The sequence below is a fragment of the Pseudohongiella sp. genome, from assembly GCF_040877505.1.
Classification (GTDB): domain Bacteria; phylum Pseudomonadota; class Gammaproteobacteria; order Pseudomonadales; family Pseudohongiellaceae; genus Pseudohongiella.
The window spans coordinates 17,666-39,673 of record NZ_JBBDNQ010000003.1; the positions used below are offsets into that span (position 1 = coordinate 17,666).

Sequence of the window (22,008 nt, forward strand, 5' to 3'; positions counted from 1 at the left end):
CCGGCATGAGTAAAACTGACATCACATGGTTCGACACCCTGCTGCGCGGCACTACCGGTGAGTTGCGCAGCGCACCCCGCATAAGCCTGCAACGGTTGCTCGTGCTGCGAACGCTGGTGGTAATGACCGGTATTCCCGGCGCCATTGTCTTCGATTTTTTCTCTCCATTGAATCTGCCGGTGTTGCCTATTGCAACGCTACTGGCCGGTATCACTGCGTCGCTGGCGCTCGGTGTCTGGCGGGTGCGCCAGGCAACGTTGATCAATACACGGGAACTGGCCGCACACCTGGCACTGGATTTCCTGTTTCTGACTGTTTTGCTGATTTATACCGGCGGTGCCACCAATCCGCTGATCTCTTACCTGCTGGTGTTGCTGGCGGTGGGTGCAACCCTGCTGAACCTGTTCTGGGCCAATATTTTTGCAGCGCTGGCCATCGTGGTTTACACGGTGCTGTTGCTGGTAGGTATTGCCACTGATCAGCATGCAGAGCATATGATGCCTGATTTTCAGGTGCACCTGATAGGCATGTGGGTCACGTTTGTGGTCAGCGCCCTGTTGATTACCGCCTTTGTCAGCCGTATGGCTCAGGCCATCCGCAGTCGTGAACTGACACTTGCCAAAGCCCGTGAAAATGAGATGCGTAACGAACAGTTGGTGGCGATTGGCACGCTGGCAGCTGGCACCGCACATGCACTGGGAACACCGCTATCAACCATGGCCGTGCTGCTGGCAGATCTGGATGAGCAGTCTGAAGATGAATTGCGGCAGCAAGCGCTGAAAGCGGATATTCATCTGCTGCGCGAGCAGGTTGTGCGCTGCAAGCACTCCCTGGATCAGTTGACACGTTTTTACAACAAGAATGATCACAGTCAACCGGGGCAACTTCGTTTGCGCAGCTTCGATGAAGCCGTACGTGACTACATCACCAATATCCACCCATCGGCGCGGATCGAGTTCAGAATGGACGAGACATGTGCGGACCTGTTGATTTCGGCCGACATCACAATTCGCCATGCGTTGATCAACATCATTGAAAATGCACTCAAAGCTGCCAGATCCCGGGTTTCAGTTTATTATGCCTGCGGGTCACCCGATCAAACGCAGGTATTAATGTCGGTGCAGGACGATGGGCCAGGGATCCCGCCAGAGGTCATGGAAAGCATGGGAGAACCGTTTATTTCGACCCGCAGCGACAGTATGGGCCTGGGGATTTTTCTGGCCAACGCCTCTATTCAACGTCAGGGTGGCAGCATAGAAATGTTCAACGTCAAGGATACCGGTGCCCGCACTGTTATCCGGCTTCCGGTGAGCGTCTGATATGGACAAAAAACTGATTTTGCTGGTAGAGGACGACGCCGTGTTCGCCCAGGTCATGTCCCGGGCACTGGAGCGCCGTGATTTCATCGTGATTCTTGCCAGTAATCTGGATGCGGCCCGGCTGGCTATCGCCAGTCATGATCATGACTACGCCATAGTAGACCTGAACCTGTCCGGTCACTCCTCGCTGGAGCTGATCCCCTTGTTGAAGGCGAAACGGCCGACAAGTCCGGTGCTGATGCTGACCGGTTACGCCAGCATCGCCACTGCTGTTGAGGCCATCAAACTCGGCGCTGACAACTACCTGGCCAAGCCCGCCGATGCCAATGACATACTCACCGCTCTGTCAGTCACCTCACAAAGCGAACACACAGCGCTGTCGATTCAGCAGCCGATGTCCGTGCGGCGCCTGGAATGGGAGCACATCCAAAAGGTGCTCAAAGAAAATGATGGAAATATTTCAGCAACGGCACGCCAGTTGAACATGCATCGGCGGACCCTGCAGCGCAAACTGCAGAAAAAACCGGTAGCCGGCTGAGCAAATTCAGTTGCCTCGTTTCAGACAGAACCAGGCGGCGATACTCAGCACCAGAGCCAGCCACTCACTGATATAAATCTGCAGCACCGTAGCATTGTACGCCTGCTCCACCAGCACGCCCCAGCTGCGCGCGGCAACCAGGCCCGCATAGGTGAAAACCAGCAGCACGATACCACCCGCTGTATACGGTTTGCGCAGAGCGCAGACCAGCAGGAAGGCACCAAAGGCCAGCATGAATCCGCCGTATACTGATCTCAACTCAGTGAATCCCATGTCTGATCTCAAGGTAACCCCCACCACTTCGAACCAGCCGGCCACATCAGAAATAAACAGCCAGCCAACGCCCAGATAGATCAGGCCATTAAGCGCCAGCAAAGCCGGGGGAAACACGCGAGACAGTAAATTCATCTGCAATTCCTTGGTACGTAGAGTATTGATTGCGCTGCGCCAGGCCAGAACATGACTTTTGGCACTCAGCGCCTGTGCTGCGCCATGGTATAACGTTTTCTGCAATGCTCTCCACAAAATTCGGGATACACTTGGAACACGTTCTGCTCAACAAGTGATCGTCGGACACGCCGCACACGTATAACAACAAATATCGGCCAGTATACCCAAAAGCACGCCGGATCGCGGGCCTTGTGCATTGCATTGACACATACACTGGATACACTACGCATCACGCCCATGAAAGCAGTTTGCAGCAAGCGGAGCCTGTCGTGAAAAAACAATATTTGGTAGCAATAGGCCTGGTCATTGTGATCGCGGCATGGATGTTGATTCCCCGGGGCGACGCTGATCGCGACGATCGTTATGCCAGCGCGGATATCGACAGAACTGTCACCGCCGTCGCAGATGATGGCTCCTCCAACGTCTCCTCGGCGGCGGACTTCACTGTCCGTGCCATGCGCTCTCGCGTCGACACCTTTACCCAGTCTGTCAGTGTGCGGGGCCGGACCCAGGCGTTCCGCCTGGTCGATATTCGCGCCGAAACTTCGGGTCGTGTCGTCGCCACGCCGGCAGCGCGGGGCGCCCGGGTCCAGCAAGGCGATGTCCTGTGCGAGCTCGCAATCGATACCCGAGAAACCGATCTTCAGGAAGCTTTGAGCCGACAGGAACAGTCTCGTCTGGAATACGAAGGTGGACTGGATTTACAACAGCGCGAGCTGATTTCGCGTTCTGCGCTGGCCCAGCTTAAAACCACTTATGATGCTGCCATCGCAGCGGTGAGTCGTGCCGAACTGGCTCTGGAACGAACAAAAATTCGTGCTCCCTTTACCGGTATTGTGGAAACACGGGCGGTGGAAGTTGGCGACTACATGGACATGGGCGGCCAATGTGCGTCGTTGTTTGATGACAATCCCATGCTGCTGGTCGGACAGGTACCTGAACAGGACGTCAACAAGCTGGATATCGGCACTCGCGTGACCGGCATTATGGTCACCGGCGATCGGGTAAACGGCGAGCTGACCTATCTGGCCAGAGCTGCAGACGATATTACACGCAGTTACCGTATTGAAGTGCAGCTTGAGCCACAACAGATACCCATCCGTCAGGGCATCAGCACCGAAATTCTGCTTGATGCTGCGCAGATCCGTGCACACCTGGTGCCACCATCATCGGTCACTCTGGATGATGCCGGGCTGCTCGGCGTAAAGACGCTGAACAGTGACAATGAAGTTGAATTCCGACGCGTGCAGATCGTCGGTGAAAGTACGCGCATCGATCAGCCAGGTTTCTGGGTAACCGGACTGCCTGAGGAAGTCGTCCTGATTACGGTTGGGCAGGAGCTGGTATTCGAGGGACAAATCGTAAACGCCAATTTTGACTGGTCACAACTATGACATATATAAAGGCCGCCGTTTCCAGGTCCAGGACAACGCTCAGTGTGTTTGTTGTTATCATATTGGCGGGCCTGGCAGCCTATCGTTCGATTCCGGTGGAACTCAATCCGGACGTGACAGTGCCGGTGATAATCACCACCATTATTCTGCCCGGTATTTCTCCTGAGGACGCAGAGCGTCTGTTGGCGCGACCCAGCGAGATCGAGCTGAACAATATTGATGGCATCACTCAGTTGCGCTCGTTTTCCAGCGAAGGGTCAGCCACCATCATTACCGAGTTTGACGTCAGTTTTGATCCCGATCTGGCCTTGAATGATATCCGTTCTGCCCTTGACCGGGCCAAAGCCCGCTTTCCGCAGGATACCGAAGAGCCCCTGATTCAGGAAGTCTCAGCCGCTACGGTACCCGTGGTGCAGATCGCCCTGGGTGGCGAAGGCGTATCCGAACGTGTGCTGCTGCGTATCGCCCAGACCCTGCAGCGTCAGATCGAAAATCTGCCGGAGATCCTCACCGCCGACACCATTGGCGCGCGCGAAGAACTGCTCGAAATAATAGTTGACCCATCCAAACTGGAAACCTACGGCATCACCAACCAGCAACTGGTGCAGGCCGTTACCAGCAACAATCGCCTTATTCCTGCCGGCACGCTGAATACCGGTAGCGGTGCATTTTCAGTCAAAGTGCCAGGTCTTATTGAAACTGCCGACGATGTCTACCAATTGCCAATTGCGGCCAATGCCGACGGTGTTGTGGTTCTGAGCGACGTCGCAGAAGTACGCCGGACCTTCAAGGATGCCGACCGCTACGCCTATGCCAATGGTGATCGGGCGATTTCACTTGATGTACAAAAACGCAAAGGCGCCAACCTGATTCAGGCGATGGATAAAATCGACGTCATTGTGCAGGACATGCGCACCCGCCTGCCGCCGGCTGTCGAGATCACTTACCTGAACAACACCATTCCACTGGTCATCGAACAGAACTCGGGCCTGCAGGGTAATATGGCGACCGCCATGGTGCTGGTGCTGGTGGTAGTCATCGCTGCAGTGGGTGTGCGCTCGGGTATTCTGGTGGCGCTGGCGGTACCGTTTTCCTTCTTCTTTGCCTTTATCATCATTTCCATGCTGGGCTTCACCTACAACTTCATGGTGATCTTTGGGCTGTTGCTGGGCCTGGGTATGCTGATCGACGGCGCCATTGTCATGGTGGAATACGCTGACCGGAAGCTGGCAGAAGGTTACAACCGCAAAGATGCATTCCAGGAAGCGACCAGCCGCATGTTCTGGCCCATTCTGGCGTCGACAGGTACTACGCTGGCGGCGTTCCTGCCCATGATGTTCTGGCCCGGTGTGGCCGGCGAGTTCATGGGTTACCTGCCGGTGACGGTCTTTGCGGTATTGATTGGATCCCTGCTTTACGCTCTGGTGTTTGCCCCCACAATCGGTTCCCTGATCGGCGGCAAAACCGGGGTCATGTCGGTTGGCCCCGGCAATCAGATCGGCAAACTGGAAGACAGCAGCCCCGACGACATCGGTGGCATCGTGGGTGCCTACGCACGCATTCTGCGTGTAGCGGTCCGATTCCCCGGACTTGTTGCCCTCGGAAGTCTGATTACCTTGATTACCATCATCTGGGCTTACCTGACCTACGGTCGTGGTGTCGAGTTTTTTACCAGCGTGGAACCCGCACAAACCCAGGTGCAGATATTTGCCCGAGGCAACTACTCACCCGAAGAAATCCGCGATATCGTGCTCAACGTTGAGTCCCGGATCGAAGAGGTCGGCTACTATCAGAGCATCGTCACCCAATCCGGCTCCGGCCGCAGCATGGGCGGCGGCATGGGCGCAGCACCGGACCTGGTCGGCACCATATTCCTTGAATTTACCGACAGACGCGACCGTGACGTTAATGGTTTTGAAGTGGAGGAGCTCTACCGGCAGGCGATTCAGGACATTCCTGGCGTACGTGCAGAAATCTCGACTCCCGAACAAGGGCCGCCGGTGGGCAAAGAACTGCAGATGGAGTTCTACGGCGAGGATTTGCGCACGTTGATTGCCGAAGCCAGGCGGGTACGCTCGCACCTGGAGAGCAATGTTGAAGGCCTGATTGATATTGATGACACCACACCGGTGCCGGGCATCGAATGGCAGATCACCGTCGACCGGGCCCGGGCCGCGATGTCGGGGGCCAACATGACCGAAATAGGCACTGCGATTCAACTGCTGACCAATGGTGTCATGATGGGCGATTTCCGCCCCGATGACAGCGAAGAAGAAGTCGAGATCCGGGTGCGTTACCCTGAGGACTATCGTGGCGTCGAACAGATCGACAACATCCGTATCAATACCGCCAACGGCCTGGTCCCCATCAGCAGTTTTATCACGCGTGAAGCACTGCCCGGGGTCAGTTCAATTCAGCGCGTGGACGGCAATCGTGTTGTGTACGTCAGAGCCAACCCGGCGCAGGGTTACGTCACCAGCAATATCGTACAGGACGTGGAACAGTGGATGGATGCCAATCCATTGGCCCCGGGTATCGAATACCGTTTCCGTGGTGCCAACGAAGAACAGGCAGAGTCGTTTGCCTTCCTGCTCAGTGCTTTTGGTCTGGCACTGGCATTGATGGCCATTCTGCTGGTCACACAATTCAACAGCTATTACCAGGCCCTGTTGATTTTGTCATCGGTATTGCTGTCAACGGCGGGCGTATTGCTGGGCCTGCTGACGACCGGACAGACATTCAGCGTGATCCTGACCGGTGTAGGCATTGTCGCGCTCGCCGGCATCATCGTGAATAACAATATTGTGCTGATTGATACGTTTAACTATCTGCGCGCGAAACACAGCGACTGGGATATTCGTGAAGTCATTGTACAAACAGGTATGCAACGTCTGCGCCCGGTATTCCTGACCACATTCACCACCGGTTGCGGGCTGCTGCCATTGGCAATGCATGTGTCCATCGATCTGATTGGATCGGAGATAGAAATAGGCGGACCTATTACTTCCCAATGGGTCAAACTGGCCAATGCGATTGTGTTCGGCTTGTCCTTCGCCACCATCCTGACCTTGATCGTGACGCCCGCCATGCTGGCTCTGCCGGATCATCTGCGCCAGCGATTGGGCCGAATCAAAGGTATGTTCAGAAAGCAGGAAAGCGCCATCGCCGAGGTTTGAAGAAACCGTCAGATCGACAAAAAATGGAACACTTGTTCGGTATATTGCTGTATTTGTAATGCTTCGTGACAGCAATACAAACGCTTTGCAACAATTTGTTGCTGACACTTTTTACTAAAAGTGCCTGTGGTAGTATCGATATCAGTTTGTGAATCCGCCCGTTGACGGACATCTGGCGGCCAACTCATGAACCCTCAAGGCGGGCGGCGGAACATCATTCTCTGTTCCCCCCTATCTGACACGGGATAATTTTTCGTTGCCCGCTTTGAACCCCACCGAATTCACGAACCCAGTGCGTCAACGATAGGTTCGATTGGCAATCCACGCTTCCAGCAAAAACAACACCAGTACGGTCAGCAATATCCACCACCAGATACGCTGTGGCTGTTCCAGCTCGGCTATCAGCTGCGCACTGCGGACCCCTGCGGCAACAGCGGGTGTGGTATCCGGATTCAGAATCCGGTCGTGCAGCACCGTCACATCCACCTGCGCCAGCGAAGCCGCCTCCGGCTGGATATTGACAGCAAAATTGAAGCCATTGTCAGTGCGCACAAAACCCGGCATGCGAGCACGATAAAACGGACTCTCTGCCTCCACCGTCATTGTGCTGCCGTCAGGCTCGGTCAGCACCAGCGTCGATGCCCCATCAGCAAACGCGGGGGTCAGATCCACCATGTCAGTAACCTGCCAGGCACGCTGCTGTGGCGCTGGCTGTATCATATAGGTCAGTGTTTCATGCACAAACGGCAGGTAAAGCCCCTGCAGCGGAAAGTTGCTCCAGCCCAGATCCAGTGCTGAGCTCAGCAACATCGCCCTGCCCTCACCCACAGCGTGCTCGGTCAGCATCGGATCCCCGGAGTCGAAACGCATGAGTACCGAACTGCCCGGCACCGGTTCACTCAACCAATAACCCTGGAAGCGTGCACTCCAGCCGACGTCCAGCGAATCTAAAGCCGGGTGACGGCGATCAACATCAGCAATAAGCCGGTAATCACTGGCGGGCAACACTTCCGCCTCACTCAACCGAGCCGGCGTCAGATTGCCCAGTTGTTGATTGAAGCTGGCGGCATCAACAAGATCCCCGGGGGCCAACAGCAGACTGCCACCATCAGCGACAAATGTTTCCAGGCTTTGCAACCACGACCCACCCAGAGACCCGACGTTGAGCATCACCACAGCATCGTGCCGCTCAAGTTCAACTGTTGCCAATTGCTCCGTCGTAACCCGGGTGACGGTAAATGGTGAATTTTCCATGCCTTCCAGTGCCAGCACAAACCAGTGCGCCTCGTCATCGTACCAGTCGTCCGCCGGGTCACCATTAATAACGAGGATACGCATGGTCGGCATCACGTCAAGAGTAAAGTACCAGCGATTGTCTATGTCGAAAGCATCACCGGCAACGACCAGCTCGCCGGTATAGGCACCGCTGCCGTCCAGTGCCAGCGGCAGATCCAATACGGCTTCGGAGCGATCGCCAAATTCGAAACCCTGCTGCTCCTGACGCTCGCCATTAATCAACAGTGAAATGTCCCCCCTTTCCAGCAGGACACTGCCGGTGCTGCGCACCCGGGCCAGCACCTGTTCTGCGGCAGCAGGTTCAGACACCAGCGCTGTGTCAGCCTGGCTGTTGTCAGAATTGACCGCGTCGGAGTTGACGGCGCTGGCCATCAGTTGTTGCGGCGAGCGCACGTCAACCAGGCTGAGATTAGTGCTGCGCTCATCACCCACATTAATGCCCGTGAATGCGACACCCGGTGCCAACTTCCAGGCAGCATCGTTATTGCCGTCATCAGCCGCACCACTCATGCCAGTAGCCTGAAAGTCAGACATCATGACGATACTGCGTTGTTCGTGGCGCGACCGGGTCAGCATATCATTTGCCAGTCGCAAAGCCGGGAAAAAGCGGGCACGCTCATAGCCCGGCGGTGGCAGGTTGCTGACAAACGTACGCAGACCTGCAATGTCTGTGCTCAGTTCGCGCACCGAGAGCGTGCCATCGGCAAAACTTATCACACCCGCCTCATCACCGGCGGACAATCCATCCAGTGCCTGCAGCGCCTGTTGTTTTGCCTGTTCAAAACGGTCGCCATACTGCATGCTCAGCGAGGTGTCGATCAGCAGCACAGTTGACTGTGGCTCAGCATCCAGCAACTGGGCGACCGAACCTTCATAGAACAGGGGCCGGGCAAAAGCAAACGCCAGCAGGCAGACAAGTGCGGCACGCAGTAATAACAGCAGCCACTGCTGAATCTGCTGGAACAGTATCAGCTTTTTGGTGGTCTGCTTGAGGAAACGCAAGGTCCCGAACATAATCCTGGGCGGATTCTCCCGCCGGATCAAATGAATGGCAACGGGTATCGCCGCAGCCAGCAGTCCAAACAAAAACAGGGGGCTCAGAAAACTCATTCAGGCGCTCCGGGTCCGTCGCGCCAGATACGAGGCCAGGGCCTTGTCCAGCGGCTGCGAGGTATTGAGCAGGCAATAATCAACGCCGCTGGTCTGACAGCGTTTGCGACAATCTTCCAGGTAAATATTCAGGTTTTGCAGATAGGCGTTGCGGATGGCCGCCGGCGAGGTGATATGTGATTCGGCCGTTTCCATGTCGACAAATTCAGACGACTCATTAAAATTGAAGTGCAGCTCCTGCTCATCCAGCACATGAAACACGATCACTTCATTGCCCATCGCGCGCAGCTGCTGCAAGGTGCGAATGGTGCTCTGCTCGTCTTCCAGCATATCGCTGATCAAGATCACCAGGCTTTTACGCTTCAGAGTCATGGCCAGCTCGGTGAGCGGACGGACGGTATCGGTTTTTGTGCCGGCAGTCAGATCGTGCAGGCTGCGCAGAATCCGGATCAGGTGCAGCTGACGGGCCTGGGCCGGAATGTAGTCACGTATCTTGTCATCAAAGGTGATCAGGCCCACAGCATCGCGCTGACGCATGATGAAATAGGCCAGCGCCGAGGCCAGGGTACGCCCGTACTCCAGTTTGCTCATCATGCCATCGGAGGCGTAGGACATCGACGCGCTGCTATCAAGCAGAATATAGGCCCGAACGTTGGTTTCATCCTCATACTGTTTGATGTAAAGCTTGTCGCTGCGGCCGTAGAGCTTCCAATCCACATGCCGCATATCATCACCCTGATAGTAGTGGCGGTAATCGGTGAACTCGACACTGAAGCCGCGTTTGGGGCTTTTGTGCAAACCGGCAATAAAACCTTCAACCACTACGCGCGCGCGCATCTCGAGGTTGTCGAGTGTGGCAAGCACAGTGGGATCAATAAAGGTATTGCTCTGGGTTGTCACAGACCTGGTTCCCTGACTGCGTCAATGACCCGGCGGATCAACTCATCGGCGCTGATACGTTCAGCTTCGGCGTGGAAGTTGAGCTGCAGTCGATGACGCAGCACCGACGGCGCAAGCATCCGGATATCGTTGAACGACACATTGTAACGACCATGCAACAAAGCCCGCACCTTGCCGGCCAGCACCAGGTTCTGGGATGCACGAATGCCGGCACCCCAGGTAACCCAGTCCTTGACAAAGGCCGGTGAATTTTCATTCTGCGGGCGGGTGGCATGCACCAGACGCACAGCATACTGAATGACTGACTGCGCTGCCGGTACCTGACGTGCGATACGCTGGAAGGCAAGAATGTCTTCACCACTCAGGGGGTGAGACACGGAGCGATCAAAATTTCGGGTGGTATTGCTGACCACCATCACTTCTTCGTCCTCGGTCAGATAGCCCAGTTCAATCTTGAACATGAAACGGTCAAGCTGCGCCTCTGGTAATGGGTAAGTGCCTTCAAGTTCAATCGGGTTTTGCGTCGCCAGCACAAAGAACGGCTCGGCCATTTTGTGTGTGACACCCGCTGCGGTAACCTGGCGCTCTTCCATCGCTTCCAGTAACGACGACTGGGTCTTGGGCGGGGTGCGGTTGATTTCGTCCGCCAGCAGGATATTGGTGAAGATCGGGCCTTTGACAAAGACCAGTTTACGGCGTCCGTCGTTCTCTTCCACAATCTCCGCCCCCACCACATCAGCGGGCATCAGATCAGGGGTAAACTGGATACGGCTGAAATTCAGTTGCAGAATATCGGCAACGGTTTTGATCAACAGCGTTTTCGCCAGGCCCGGCACCCCGGTTACCAGGCAGTGACCACCGGCAAACAACGCAATCAGCAGTTCTTCAATGACCGCATCCTGACCCACAATGACCTTGCGAATCTCGTGAACCATCTGGTCACGACCCTGCTGCATTTTTTGCACCAGCGCCAGATCATCCTGATCTTCCAGGCCAGCGGTCGGATGCTCGTTTATGATATCGGTATCGGTCATGACTAAATCCTGTGTTTAGTGTGTGTATGCATAGATCAGATAGTTGATGCCCAGCCGGTAAGCCTCATTGCTCATACTGGTGGGATAGTATTCATGGAAGGTGTGCTCCCAGCCATCACCCATATCCGAGTTGAAATTGGCTACCACCATCACCCGTCCGTCATCGTCAAGGATGGCATGCACCGACGGCGGATACCGCGGATCATCCAGCGTCACGCTGCCATAGTCCCAGGTCACGGCGCGACCCGGCACCTGTGCGACCTGCTCAATATCGTAAAAGATGCCAAATATTTCATGATCCAGTTCCAGCCTGACCAGTTCGCGATCCGGAAATATCTTGGCAATCTCGATCAGGAAATCCTGATAATGCGCCTCACCCCAGAAGTCGTCCAGCATGACAAAACCACCGCGCAGGGCAAATTCGCGCAAAGCATCCACCTCATCGGGCGAAAAATTCGGTCCACTGCTCATGCCACCAATGGGCACTCGCTTCATGGTCATATACAGGAATATATGTTCAAACAGTTCCGGGTCCGTCAGGTCTATCCAGCGTGCATTGTAAGTCTCGGCATCGATAAACGTGTAGCGCTGTACGCCGCGCATAAAGTTCTGCTCGGCGTCAGGATAATCAGTGTCCCACCAGCCTCCACGACGCCCACGACCGCCAGGGTAATTTTCATATCGCCCGCGCAACCAGGTAAATTCCGGTGTACCGGCGCCCGCTGTGCTTTGTCGACCTGCTGTCTGCTCCAGATCCGGAAAATCCATGTTCTCGCGTCGGAAACGACTGAAGTCAAAATCCGGTGGCAGCACAACGCCCGGCTGAGACGATTGCTGCGACAACTCCTCTGCCGGGGCCTGTGATGAGTCCTGCGCCATCACTGACGCTGACCCAAACGCCAGGGAAACCAACGTCGTTGGTATCCACAGAGATCTGTACAGTCGCGAAAGGCTCACAATTCAGTTGTCCTCCTGATTGCCGACCTGGTCAACTGCATGCAACAGTATCTGCTGCGCACGTTCGTAGGTGGGTGCTGTTTCCAGCGCGCGCAACACGGTCATGCGGGCATCATCGGGCTGCCGGTTTGCCAGGTATGCCTGCGCCAGGTCGGTTCGCGCCGCCACCGGGTCATTCTGATCCAGCGTTAACAACACTTCAAACTCCTGCACAGTTCGCGCAGTATCTCCCTGTCGCGCGGCCAGTTCAGCACCAACGCGATGCACTTCCGGCCGGTAAGGATTCACAGCCAGTGCGCGATCGATATAATAAGCGGCCTGCTCAAGGTCATCACTGTCCAATGCATGCCTGGCCAGGGTCATCGGTGCATTAAAATCATGCTGTTGATTCTCCAGCATGACCGCCAGCTGTTCGCGCTGTGCATCCTCGTTGCCCATGGCCTCGTAAACCTGAGCCAGCACCAGTGCAGGACTCGGATAACCGGTGTAATCCGGCAGCAACTCATGCGCTGTGCGCAAATGTGTGATCGCTTCGTCAAACGCTTCCTCACGGAACAGCACGATACCCAATTGCAAGTGTGCCTGAAAATCACGTGGTTCACGTTGCACGCGCCCACGCATGTACTGTTTAAGAGACTCACTGTTATATAACTCAGCCAGTATCGCGCTGCTGTTTTCGCGTACACCGTGCCCGTGTCCGTCACCTTCATCCGGACTGTCCTCGGCATGGACATACACATTGATGTCGGCCACGCGCTGATCTATCCAGTCACGGAATCCGGCATCAAAGGTCTCCATGTCAATGCCAAAGACGTTATGGAACATTTCACTCTCTTCACGGATCTCGGCATATTCGTGAATCAGTGCCAGCAGATCATCAAACCCGTATTGCTCGGCGATGTATTCCACCACCAGATAGGACTGGAAATAGGCAAAACTCAAATCGGCGTCACTGTTGGCACCCGTGAAACCGTTATTGAGATTGCCCACTGGCAGAAGCTGATCCTGCTGCACCGCGCGAATCAGATCCAGCCCTTGCCTGCGCCCCCACTCCGGTCGGCCCTGACGCTCCTCCCAGGTGGAGATGCCCTCGGACAACCAGCGCGGCATTCGGTTATGTGTCATCTGCAATGTGAATACATGGACCAGTTCATGCCAGACGATTTCCTGCCAGTTGGCGCTGAGCGTATCCGGTGATATCAGGGTCACTACCTTGCCGAAACAGATCCCTACCAGCGGACCGATATCGGGCAGACCCACCGAACGCACGGCAAAATCTTCGCTGCGCTCGAAAACCTGAATGACCACCGGCACTTCGGGTTCGAATCCGTATTTATCCACCAACCGGTCCCAGCTGCTTTCCAGCAATGGCGCCATGTATGGCCACAGTACCTGCGCATCACGCTGACTCATATTGACGCGAAAATGCTCGGTTTCCAGTGTTGCGTACTCTTCAAGCACATCAAACACCTGCAGCATGTTCGAGGTGAGCACATTAAACGGATCATTATCAAACGCCTGCTCCAAATGGATTTTGCCCTCATCCTCCTCACCCAGCCGGACCAGATTGCCACCCAGCACGGTGTGCGCATGCCAGTTGCGGGGATCACGATCGATGGCCCGGCGTGCGTATTCCACCGCTTCCGTAAAGCGGTAGTTGTTACCGAGAAATTCGCCCACCGATGCGTAAAACCCTGCACTTTCCGGACTGAAGGCGTTGACCTGTTGCAGTAATCGGTCGAATTCCGCCATGTCATCATTCATGGCAGCACGCGCTGCCAGCGTTGCCAGCGCAGAAACAGATTCCGGGTTGATGTCCAGCGCCTGCTCAAGGAAGCCAAGACCTTCTTCTTCACGGCCATTACGAAGCATCAGCTCACCAAAGGTTTGCAGTGCTGCCACATTGCGCGAATTGGCATCCAGCGCTCGGCTCAGGTTGCGCTCAGGGCTTTCAACCCTGGCCAGCCCGACCAGTGCCGGGGCGTAACGTCGATTGATTTCCAGTGCTTCGTTGTAATTGGTCTGGGCATCTCCATCATTAAATTTTTCCTGGAACAGATCACCCCACAACACCAGAGCTTCCAGGTTGTTCCCATCAAGCCGGATCGCCTCACTGAACAGCGCGTTGGCATCATGAAACTCATTCAGCTCACGGGCAGCCACGGCCACCATGGCTACGTCGGCAGACTCGAATACCAGGCCACCGTCATAGCGCTCCAGGGCAGCATTGAACTGCGTATCAGCGGCGCTGCGATCACCACGCAGGGCGAGCACCAGACCGTACTGCACCAATGTACGTACCGGTGGATTCAATTGCCCGTCTATCACCTCTGCCAACATCAACATGGCCTGTTGCGATCGACCTGTCTTCATGTACAGCTCCGCCAGACGGGTCGCCAGCGCCGGGCTGTCAGCCGGGTCATCGATGGCACGCAGCAGAACAGCCTCGGCCTGCCCGTATTGGCCGGTTTCCATATGGGCCTGGCTCAGCCCCAGGGCAGCCTGGGCCTGATAGAAATCGTCACTGATTCTGCTGAACACTTCTATCGCTGCCAGGTAGGATCCGCGCAGCAGGAGTTCGTTGCCACGATCCAGCGACGCCTGTGCCGAGGTATCAAATTCCGTCACAGGTTCCTGGGCCCATGCAGGCGAGCTTGTGAAACTGGCAACTGGTACTGCCAGCACTACCAAAAGCGATATTGTCGACATCAGAGTCGGAAATTTCTGTTCAGGGTAATGCATTGTATGTCCTCGTCCGGGTTGCCAGATCAATCAACAGGGCTTCCAGCCGGCGCCAATAATCGTCCTCCAGGTAATTCTGTTTCTGATTGCGCAAGATGAATATCTCGCGCTCTATCGACTGCATGTCTGCAAGCAGCTCGCGTGCCTGCGGCGACGTTTTCGCCTGCTCCGGCACAATGACATCCAGATAGGCAATTTCTGCAAGCAGTCCGTCTTCCGCGTTCAACCCGGGTTCACGCGAGAACAGGCCGTCGCCGGTATCATCAAGCACAGCATTCTCTGTTGCCAGGCGTCCCTGTTCGTCGTACCAACCGGCAACGCGACCGGCGGCGTAGTTGAATAACTCAAGTACAGAGACCCGGTCGTTACGATCAAGGTCTGCCGTCTGACCTTTCAAGCCTTCGATAAAATAGCCGGCAAACATCGGGTCGTAACGTTCGGAAGGAGACCGGGTCGCCGACACCACTACGCGTCCCATGGCAGACAGTTCACGCGAGAACTCAAAACTGGCGCTGGTGGTATTGACAACAACGAGGTCCTGCTCGGTGAACCCTTCCAGCATCGCGGCCAGATCTGTCCCCGTCATGTCCGGCCCCACATTGTTGAACTTGGCATCACCAAAACGGCCGGAGCCGTGACCAATCATGAACAATGACAACTGATCACCTGATGAAATCTCGCCCTGCAGGCGAGCCAGCGCATCGGCGATATCGTCAACACGGGAACTGCCAGCAAGCGTTAAACCATCAATGCCCTGGCCGTCATCATGCAGCACGCGAATGTTGTCGCTGTCATAACCATAGTCATCGCGCAGCGTGTGATGTAATTCAGTGGTCCAGCGCTGAAAACGCCCAGCTATTTCATCGGAAGCCGCAGCACCGGTCAAAATAACCGCGTATTTTTCACTGTCAGCATTTTGTTGAAACCAGGGCATGCCTTCATTGTCTGACGATTGAGCATGAACCTGCAGCGCCAGACTCTGCGTAAACAGCCACAACAAGGGCACCAGGCCAGGCATGCGAGCGATCATGACAACCCCCGGTAGCGGCGCGCCATCCAGTCCAGACTCATCAAGGCGATCAACAACATCAGCAGGAAAGGTTTATCCCAAAGATCCTCCTGAACTTCCTGGGAATAGGCACCGGGCACATGCTCTATATCGTCCACCAGCTGCCGTATTTGCGGCAGGGCATAATAACGACCGCCACTGGCCTCGGCGATTCGGCCAAGCATGCCGCTGTCCAGCCCGGCGTTGTTGAATTCACGCAATGAAGGCGTTACCACAAATGCAGCCTGTTTGCCGGTTTCCATGCCTGTGCCGGCCGCGCTGGCGACATCCACCAGCACTCTGTAGATACCTTCCGCATCAGCCGTGAACCGGCTGCGGTAAACACCGTCCTCATCGATGTCCCAGTCCATGGCAACATCATTGACCTCACCCAGAGGGTCCGTGCGTTGCAGATACAGTGATGCGTTGTTGTCGGGTTCATATTCGGCATCCAGCACGGTCGCACTGACATTCACTTCATCACCTTGATTATAGAACGGTCTATCAAAATTTATGGTGACCCGCTCCAGCGCACCTTGCGCAAGCCAGCGCAGACTTTGACGCCAGATGCGTTGGTGCGAGTCATCGTCAGAGGGCATCAACATCTGCCAGCGCCAGGTGCTTGCTGTTGTAAGCGCCATACTGCGCCCACTGCCGTAGCGCTGCGTCGCCAGTACCGGGACCGCCTGGTTCTGGTACTGCAACACAGGATGTTCCATTAGCACACTGGCCCCGGGCTTGGGCCGACCGGTAATATATACGCCCTGTAAAGCGGGCATTTCACCCCACATCCGGCGATTAACGGCGTCATCACTGTCCAGACGCAGCATCGGTGAAAACTCGCCCGCAGACGTCAGGCGAGGGCTGTACAACTCTCCGGTCGCGTGACTGCCGCGACGGATGCCACCTTGCAGAAATGTCGGCAACACCTCACTGCGCACAGGCGTCACTGGCAGGATATCGCCGAGAACCGTTTCAGTGAAAGCATCGTCCAGCATGCCCGCGATCAGCAGACCGCCGCCGCGCTCGGCAACAAAGTCCTGCAACAGGGTCAATTGCCCGCCATTGAAAAAATCACGGCTGATGTCACCCATAATGACTGCCTGATACTGGTACAGGTCTTCGGCTGTGTCAGGGAAACCATCGCTCAGCTCTGTCGGGCTATTGACACCCTGGCGGTAAAAACGGCCGGGGCCGGTTTGCAGATACGATGCCAGGCGCAAGCTTTCGTCGCCTTCAGCGGCACGTCGAATGAATTTGAATTCGTTGCGTGGATGTCCGTCAACATACAGGATATTCAGCGGCGGACGCTCGCTGTTGTCGACCAGGAACTGATAACGGTTATTTTGCAGAATAATCTCTTCATCCAGCTCATCCACCTGCAGCTCATAAAGAATGGGTTCGCGTCGTTCCGGAGACACTTCAAGTTCAAAGCGGCGACTGCTGCCGTCCGGCCCGAGCAGAACGGTCCGGGAAGCCACTTCAGTTTCTCCGTCCATCACCCGCAGCCGCACTGAACGACCGGCAAAGCCCTGCTGGGCCAGGTTGACCTGAACATCGAATACGGTGTTATCCAGAATAGTGCTGGCAGCGCTGACATCCGTGATGCCAATATCCCGCGGAATCTGTTCCTGCCCGACACCAACAGTAAATATCGGGATCTGGTCAGCGCCAAAAGTACGCGCGCTGGCCAGGGGATCCGCCTCCGCATTGTCGGCTCCATCGCTGATCAGTACCACCGCACTGAGCGGAAACCCGCCCAGCTGTTCACCAAGCTGCTGTAACGCCTGATCGAGTCGGGTGGCATTGCCTTGTGCCATCAGGTCCTCTGCACCCGTGATACGACGCAACTGCTTGTTAAAGGCGAAGGTTCGCAGCTGATAACGCTCTGCCAGTGGTGCCAGTATTCCATTGTTGCCATACAGTTCATCGGCAATAGCGTCCAGACGGCGCTGATCACCAGCCAGATCAGAAATCTGCATGCTCTCGGAATCATCCACCAGGACTGCCAGGTAAGTTTCCTGCGGATTAACCTGCCAGGTGGTAATAACCGGTCTCAGCAACATGAACAGCAGCACCATGGCGATCAGGGACCGCAGCGTAACAAGCAGAGCCTTCCAGCGCGGCGTCAGTGGCCGGGTGGTGTTGCGATACAACAGCCAGACCAGCACCGGCAGTGCCAGAAACAGCAGCCCCGCCACCAAAGGGTGCGGCGCATAAGCAAACGAAAATTGTCCGTTTTGAATAGCATCAATGGCATTGGCATCAAGAAAAAAACTCATGTTTATGGTGCTGAATCAGTTATTCAACTGCTTCAACTGCGCTCCTGTTCTCTGACAATGCCCGGTAATACGCCTCAACCAGACGTCGGTACTGATCCGGAATATCTTCCTCGGACACGGCGTAAAGACGACGGGTAATCTGTGCCAGTTCAGCACGTGCACGAAGATCGCTCTCCAGCTCCAACAATGGCTGCAACAGACCTCGCAACAACTCTGGCTGACTCATGAATGCTTCCAGCGACTGCCGGGTAATCTCGGAACTGATTGAGCGGGCATTGCCCCACAATGCCGCCTCACCTGGCTCCGGAATCGAGCCGAGACCGTTGTTCCCATCAGCGATCAGCTGCCCTCCCGCACCGGCACGCTGCCCGCGCTGACCAGGTTGTTGACCCTGCTGGCCAGGCTGTTGTCCCTGCTGGCCAGATTGTTGCCCTGGCTGTCCGGGCTGTTCGCCGGGCTGCTGACCCGCCTGTTGGCCGCGCTGCTGCGCTGACTGATCACCCTGCCGGGCGTTATCAAGTTGTTGCGTCAATTGTTGCGCCAGTGCTTGTGAGCGCGCCAGCCGTTCACGCAACTGTGCAATCGACTCATCACCCTGCTGGCCTGATGCCCGCGCATCAATCTCCTGCTGCAGCGACTCAAGCTGTTCACGCAGCGCGCTTGCATCTGCAGCCGCCTGCATCACGGCCTCATCACCGGCCTCAGCGTCTGACTCATTCCCCGGATTCAAGGCTTGCAGATTCCGCCCGAAATCACCCAGTGCGTCGGCAATCTCGCGTTCGATATCGACTGCCAGATTCACCATGCCATTACTCAACACCCGGTTACTGGTATCCATCTGCTCACGCAGCGGACGTATGGCGCGGCTGGCCTGTTGTGCCTGCGACAGTAATTGCTGTTCATCGTTGCCGGCACGGGCAATCACCGCGCGCAACATGCGCTCCAGTTCCTCCAGCGCCTGTCGGTTCTGTTGCTGCTGGTTAAGCAGGGACTGGACCTCTTCATTGCCGGCAACCGCATCACGTGATTGCCCCACGCCCTGTTCACGGCCCAACTGCGACAACGCCTGCTGCAACTGGCGCTGCTGCTCAATCAACTGCTGACCACGCTCAGACAGATTCTGCGCCAGCTGATTGGCTGAATTCCCCGGTTGCTGCTCCATCTGTCGTTGTTGCTCGCGCAGACTTTCCAGTGCCCGCTGACTGCGCGCTGCTGCCTGCGCCGGCGTATCTGCCTGCGCCGCTTCCTGCATCTGTTGCAGGGCACGCTGCATCTGACTCTCACCTTGACCTTGACCCTGCTGGTTTTGTTGCCGGCCGGGCTGTTGACTCTGTTGGCCCTGCTGTTGTCCGCGCGACATCTGCCGGTCAAGCTGTGCCAGTTCGTTGCTCAGTTGCTCCTGCTCCCGACGCAATCGCTCCAGTTCCCGGCGCCGCTGCTCCTCGCTCATGTCGTCCATGCGACGGGACAGGTTGCGCTGTGCGCGGGTCAGGCTTTCCTGACGCCGGGCAAGCTCTTCCAGACGACTGGCTTCTTCGCTGTTGTTCTGACCACGACTGGCCTGGCGGGGTGTTTCATACCGGTTTTCGTTCTGCCCCATCTCCATGTCGAACAGTTCCTGCAAATCCTCACGCTCCTGCTGGGCACCACCACCCCCGCCGCCACCTGCGGTACGCTGGAAGTTAACATCAGTGCGATTGATTTCCGCTTCGGCGCGCAGCACAAACTGCAAGGCCTGCTGCTCCGGGACCATGGCACTGGTCAATGCTTCTTCGTCCAGCTCCAGCGCTGCCAGCTCCATCTGTTCAATGGCACTTCGCAAAAAGGTGACGGCATTGGCGTAAGTGTCATCGGCAAAATCAATGCGTTCGGACAGGCGCTCAATGGACATCCCGGCACGCTCCACGGCGTCACGCTGCGACTCGGCAACAACGGACACATCGTCGGAGAATTGTTGTGGCTCAAGCTCCATCTGTCGCTGACGCAGGCGCCAGGTCGCAGATATAATGTCTTTTTGCAGCGTCACCAGTGCGCTGCTATCGCCGCCACCGCCACCACCGCCGCCCTGCTGGCCACCACCACTGGCACGGCGGAACTCCTGGTCGGTTGGCACCACCTGCAGAAAATAAATATCAGAGACCACTTCCTGCGGTCCGTTAAGGCCATTGTTATCAGCCAATGTCAGATAGTAGCTGACAAAATCACCGGGCTGCACCGTCAGATCTTCCATGAAGATCATCTGATTGCCATCAATGCGACGCGTCTGTTCCTCAGGCAGAAAATCAACTGCTACTTCGTCGCTGCCCACCACACTGTAGTGCAGGGTAAATTCACTCAAGCCATAGTCATCGTTGGCTTCCACCTCCAGCACCACTTCTTCCAGCGGCATCACATCCTGGTCGCGGCCGGGACTGTGCAACGCAAGTTCGGGTGGCTGGTCCGCAATGGCCCGGATATAAAACACATCAGGGTCTTCAGTTTCAAGGTTGTCAAAATCCGTGGCCATGATCCTGTATGTGGTATCCGCTGCCACCGTAAAACTGGCCGTACCGCTGCTGCCATCAACGGTGACTGACTGTTCGGTGTCATCGTCGAACACAATTTTTGCCTGCTGTACGGCTTTATTAAAAGCCAGGTTCATGGTCACCTGTGTGCCTTCCGGCACCACCATGTCACCTGCATCTTCTTCCGCGTAATCTTCGATGCTGGTGTAAGCGGGAAAACTGTAAGCTACATCGATCTGTTCCGCTCGTGGCAGGTCATACAGACTGATACGGTATTGCCGACTGCGCTGTTCGCCATCATGTTCGACACTGACGTAGTACTCGGTATCTTCGTCAACGGACGGCATGTAGTAGCTGAATGCAGCGCCGTCACTGCCGGCGCCATCGGCACGCATGGATACGTCGTACCAGTTCAACTGATCAGTCTGCAGGCGCAGATTCACATCTTCAGGCGCCGCGTTCTCGATGCGCACGACAATGGTTGCCGCGCGTCCGCGCTGCATGCGGATATCCCCCGGCTCTACCACGATATTCATGGGTGCCGGCGGCTGAGCATCGTCTTCGGCAGGCTGCTGGAACACGATCGACTCATCCGCGCTGAACGGCCATAACAGTTGACCACCGGCACGTAACAGGGCATCTGAACTGATAAAAGCAATCACGGTCACCAGCGCCACCGCACCCGCGGTAACAAAGGACAACAACGGCATTCGGGCATCGGACACCTGCGCCAGCTCCTTTTGCTGGGCTTCCAGGTGTACATCCGCGTCCGCCCACAACTGCCGGACAAACTGGGCCGACACGCCCGCCTCTGCCGCCGACTTTTCATCACTGGAAAACTCCAGCGATGTCAGCAGGCGCTGTTCCAGGTCCGGCATACGTGATTCAACAAATCGCGCCAGTTGCTGATCATCAGCACGTAGTCGCCGCAAGGCCGCCACATAGCGCCAGAGCAGGACCGCAACCATTATGCCAAAGAAGATAAAAAGCAGGGTTTGCAAAATCAGGGAGGGAGGCAGCCACAGGCTTACAATACTGAGTGTCAACACCATCACTGCCAAGCCAGTGAGCATCAGACTGGTTTGATGCAGCATGCTGAGCATTCGACGTCTGCGACGCACTGCAGACAAGGTCGCCCGAAGCTTTCCGATGGTAGTTTTTTCCAGTTTGGACAACGACATAGGCGGCTCTGCTGTTCGTGTTTGAGTCAACGATAGCGCATGCAGTCGCTCTTTCCGTGAGCATTCCCTGGCTGTTG

At 56.1% G+C, this 22,008-nt stretch carries 13 protein-coding genes; 4 read left to right on the forward strand and 9 right to left on the reverse strand.

All coding sequences use genetic code 11. The features are described from left to right. Positions 1-5 precede the first annotated feature (5 nt). Together WD071_RS00100 and WD071_RS00105 are read left to right on the forward strand one after the other, a co-directional pair. The gene (locus WD071_RS00100; RefSeq protein WP_368046241.1) at positions 6-1,319 is read left to right on the forward strand and encodes an ATP-binding protein; all 1,314 of its coding nucleotides are present in this window, start codon (positions 6-8) and stop codon (positions 1,317-1,319) included. A 1-nt stretch (position 1,320) separates the two neighbouring features. Beyond that, entirely contained in the window at positions 1,321-1,857 is a 537-nt protein-coding gene (locus WD071_RS00105; protein WP_368046242.1) for a response regulator transcription factor, read from the forward strand. Positions 1,858-1,863: 6 nt separating this feature from the next. Here WD071_RS00105 and WD071_RS00110 read toward each other — a convergent pair whose 3' ends face one another. Then, positions 1,864-2,265 (reverse strand): DUF4345 family protein, encoded by a 402-nt coding sequence (locus WD071_RS00110; protein WP_368046243.1) that lies wholly within the window; start codon positions 2,263-2,265, stop codon positions 1,864-1,866. A gap of 311 nt (positions 2,266-2,576) precedes the next feature. Between WD071_RS00110 and WD071_RS00115 the strand changes: the two genes are divergently transcribed. Next, the gene (locus tag WD071_RS00115; RefSeq protein WP_368046244.1) at positions 2,577-3,701 is read left to right on the forward strand and encodes an efflux RND transporter periplasmic adaptor subunit; all 1,125 of its coding nucleotides are present in this window, start codon (positions 2,577-2,579) and stop codon (positions 3,699-3,701) included. Then, the gene (locus WD071_RS00120; RefSeq protein WP_368046245.1) at positions 3,698-6,877 is read left to right on the forward strand and encodes an efflux RND transporter permease subunit; all 3,180 of its coding nucleotides are present in this window, start codon (positions 3,698-3,700) and stop codon (positions 6,875-6,877) included. Before WD071_RS00115 ends, WD071_RS00120 begins: the two co-directional genes overlap by 4 nt. A 297-nt stretch (positions 6,878-7,174) precedes the next feature. Here the strand turns inward: WD071_RS00120 and WD071_RS00125 are convergent, their stop codons facing one another. From WD071_RS00125 to WD071_RS00160, 8 genes are all read right to left on the reverse strand, one after another. After that, entirely contained in the window at positions 7,175-9,283 is a 2,109-nt protein-coding gene (locus WD071_RS00125; protein ID WP_368046246.1) for a BatA domain-containing protein, read from the reverse strand. Next, positions 9,284-10,183 carry a DUF58 domain-containing protein gene (locus WD071_RS00130; protein ID WP_368046247.1) on the reverse strand — a complete coding sequence of 300 codons (900 nt, stop codon included), beginning with the start codon at positions 10,181-10,183 and terminating at the stop codon, positions 9,284-9,286. Next, a complete protein-coding gene (locus tag WD071_RS00135) occupies positions 10,180-11,217 on the reverse strand; it encodes an AAA family ATPase (protein WP_368046248.1) in 1,038 nt (345 codons plus the stop codon). The genes WD071_RS00130 and WD071_RS00135 overlap by 4 nt, the downstream gene beginning before the upstream one ends. A gap of 15 nt (positions 11,218-11,232) precedes the next feature. After that, a complete protein-coding gene (locus tag WD071_RS00140; protein ID WP_368046249.1) occupies positions 11,233-12,174 on the reverse strand; it encodes a DUF4159 domain-containing protein in 942 nt (313 codons plus the stop codon). Positions 12,175-12,177: 3 nt separating this feature from the next. Then, a complete protein-coding gene (locus WD071_RS00145; protein WP_368046250.1) occupies positions 12,178-14,802 on the reverse strand; it encodes a tetratricopeptide repeat protein in 2,625 nt (874 codons plus the stop codon). 100 nt (positions 14,803-14,902) lie between these two features. Beyond that, positions 14,903-15,946 (reverse strand): hypothetical protein, encoded by a 1,044-nt coding sequence (locus WD071_RS00150; protein ID WP_368046251.1) that lies wholly within the window; start codon positions 15,944-15,946, stop codon positions 14,903-14,905. Then, entirely contained in the window at positions 15,943-18,246 is a 2,304-nt protein-coding gene (locus tag WD071_RS00155) for a hypothetical protein (protein ID WP_368046252.1), read from the reverse strand. The genes WD071_RS00150 and WD071_RS00155 overlap by 4 nt, the downstream gene beginning before the upstream one ends. Before the next feature lie 19 nt (positions 18,247-18,265). Continuing rightward, positions 18,266-21,931: a DUF4175 family protein gene (locus WD071_RS00160; protein ID WP_368046253.1), complete on the reverse strand. Its 3,666-nt coding sequence runs from the start codon at positions 21,929-21,931 to the stop codon at positions 18,266-18,268. Between the last annotated feature and the right edge of the window lie 77 nt (positions 21,932-22,008).

What these genes read in the sequence shown, in the direction of transcription:
- WD071_RS00100 (WP_368046241.1), top strand. Translation starts at nt 6, where the DNA reads ATGAGTAAAACTGACATCACATGGTTCGACACCCTGCTGCGCGGCACT.
- WD071_RS00105 (WP_368046242.1), top strand. Translation starts at nt 1,321, where the DNA reads ATGGACAAAAAACTGATTTTGCTGGTAGAGGACGACGCCGTGTTCGCC.
- WD071_RS00110 (WP_368046243.1), bottom strand. Translation starts at nt 2,265, where the DNA reads ATGAATTTACTGTCTCGCGTGTTTCCCCCGGCTTTGCTGGCGCTTAAT.
- WD071_RS00120 (WP_368046245.1), top strand. Translation starts at nt 3,698, where the DNA reads ATGACATATATAAAGGCCGCCGTTTCCAGGTCCAGGACAACGCTCAGT.
- WD071_RS00125 (WP_368046246.1), bottom strand. Translation starts at nt 9,283, where the DNA reads ATGAGTTTTCTGAGCCCCCTGTTTTTGTTTGGACTGCTGGCTGCGGCG.
- WD071_RS00135 (WP_368046248.1), bottom strand. Translation starts at nt 11,217, where the DNA reads ATGACCGATACCGATATCATAAACGAGCATCCGACCGCTGGCCTGGAA.
- WD071_RS00150 (WP_368046251.1), bottom strand. Translation starts at nt 15,946, where the DNA reads ATGATCGCTCGCATGCCTGGCCTGGTGCCCTTGTTGTGGCTGTTTACG.
- WD071_RS00155 (WP_368046252.1), bottom strand. Translation starts at nt 18,246, where the DNA reads ATGAGTTTTTTTCTTGATGCCAATGCCATTGATGCTATTCAAAACGGA.
- WD071_RS00160 (WP_368046253.1), bottom strand. Translation starts at nt 21,931, where the DNA reads ATGTCGTTGTCCAAACTGGAAAAAACTACCATCGGAAAGCTTCGGGCG.